The organism is Klebsiella sp. NPDC088457, assembly GCF_044900465.1.
Classification (GTDB): domain Bacteria; phylum Pseudomonadota; class Gammaproteobacteria; order Enterobacterales; family Enterobacteriaceae; genus Klebsiella.
Genome location: NZ_JBJDNH010000117.1, coordinates 1 through 1,401, shown reverse-complemented (window position 1 = coordinate 1,401; position 1,401 = coordinate 1). Strand labels below are relative to the sequence as shown.

The 1,401-nt window shown below is 52.3% G+C and carries 3 protein-coding genes; all 3 read right to left on the bottom strand.

The window, feature by feature from the left end; translation table 11 throughout:
- On the bottom strand, positions 1-683 hold a 683-nt coding region (locus ACI2JR_RS28275; RefSeq protein ID WP_462480110.1), incomplete at its 3' end, for a Rha family transcriptional regulator.
- Positions 680-961 (bottom strand): hypothetical protein, encoded by a 282-nt coding sequence (locus ACI2JR_RS28270; protein WP_462480109.1) that lies wholly within the window; start codon positions 959-961, stop codon positions 680-682. The genes ACI2JR_RS28270 and ACI2JR_RS28275, both read right to left, overlap by 4 nt.
- 10 nt (positions 962-971) lie before the next feature.
- Positions 972-1,401: hypothetical protein (locus ACI2JR_RS28265; RefSeq protein ID WP_462480108.1), on the bottom strand; the 430-nt coding region annotated here is incomplete at its 5' end.

Below are 1,401 nucleotides of genomic sequence, written 5' to 3'. Positions count from 1 at the left end.
TGAAACAGCCTCATCTTCGGGTGATACCATCGGGTGCCGCGGGGCTCAGCTTCTACCATCATTTGGCGAAACGCCTTCATGAACGGCTCAAGCTCCACGATAGCCCTGCGGGAGAGCAGGCCGTCAGGGGTCATGAACTCGTGCGTATCGGTCGGAATACGGTATGCATTAACCAGGTTTCGGCACTTGGCATCGGTCATACCGCTTTTTGCGACCACCTGGCGATAACCGACGTATCCGGCCCGCATGGTACCGCGCTTAATGTTTTCGACAGCTTCGACTACGGTTTCCATCTGTTCCTCGACCTGGTAGAGCCGTCGCTCCTGCTCAACATTAAGCAAGGCCATTTCGGCGATCAGCTCTGCCTGTGATTTTGGTCGGGCTCGTTCTTTTTCCAGTTCCTTCCAGCGATCTACTAGTCTGGCGGTAAATTCAGGGCTTAGCTGTGCGACCACAATGATGCTGTCGCGCTTGCCTTGCTCATCTGTGAAGCGGAATACCTGCATTGTCCTCGGGCGCCCCATAGAGTCTGTTCCGGGTTCGTCCACCAACGGTGGTTGGACAATAACGCCAGCTTCTACCAGCCGGTCAATGGTACGTTTCACACTGTCATGTCGACTATTAACCAACTCGGCGATCTCAAGGCTGGTCATGGATGGTTTGCTGGTGATCATATTGTTCATGCCTTCTCTCCAAATGCCCGGCGCAGATGTTTCTTTAGCTTCTTCCCGTTATTTATCGTGCAGTACAGCTCTGCTAGTCTCTGCCCCAGCATCACCTCACCAGTTTCTTCGTTAACGAAATGCTGGTTAGGGTTATCCCTGATGAATTCCTGCACAATCGGCATCGCCAGGAATTCTTCCGGGCTGTAAACTCGTGCCTGCTTGCGTTCATGCTTCACATTCGGCACTTTGTGCACCGACTCAACCGAAAAAACTTTTGCATTGTCCTGATTTGCCATACGTTTCCCCTCAGTGCCTCGTAGTGTTACAGCCACCCAGAATGCCTTTAAGCTCCTCAGCACCTTCGATAAATACACCGTCGATGAAGTTGATTAGCCACGTAGAGCCATTCTCTTTGCGGTTGAGCTCATCACCCTGGTAGAAGCGCATTGGCGCGAGGTATTTCTCCTCCGGACGCTCCTCCATCACATATCGTTCGATCTGGTAGATAAGCAGGGTTTCGATGACGTCCTGATCAATCTCGACTGCTAACCCTGGGGCCCGGAAGAGAGCCTGACCTTTCTCGCCGTAGCCGAATCGTTCAGAACAGCTGTTGAGATAGTGCAGGGCGGCATTAGTCCGCAGCTGCTTCGTATGAAATTCAGCAAACTCATAAAGTTCTTCCGGGCTAAGGGGTTTCTGACCGCCATAGTTATCCGGATCCAACATCCAGACAGGT